1 protein-coding gene is annotated in these 242 nt (G+C 62.8%); it reads left to right on the forward strand.

The window, feature by feature from the left end:
• Nucleotides 1–242: ABC transporter substrate-binding protein (locus tag G8O24_RS43750; protein WP_244646477.1), on the forward strand; the 242-nt coding region annotated here is incomplete at both ends.

The raw sequence follows: 242 nt of genomic DNA on the forward strand, positions 1-242 counted from the left end.
ATCGCCCCGGCAAGCTGGTGCCGGGGCTCGCGACCGAATGGAAGGTCGATGACACCGACAAGACCAAGTGGCGCTTCAGCCTTCGCAAGGGCGTGAAGTTTCACGACGGCAGCGAGTTCAACGCCGACGCGGTGGTGTGGAACGTCGACAAGGTGCTCAAGCAGGATGCGCCGCAATTCGATCCGAGCCAGGTCGGCGTCACCGCGACGCGCATGCCCACGCTCGTATCTGCCAAAAAGATC

It is taken from the genome of Bradyrhizobium campsiandrae (genome assembly GCF_014529705.1).
Taxonomy (GTDB): Bacteria; Pseudomonadota; Alphaproteobacteria; order Rhizobiales; family Xanthobacteraceae; genus Bradyrhizobium; species Bradyrhizobium campsiandrae.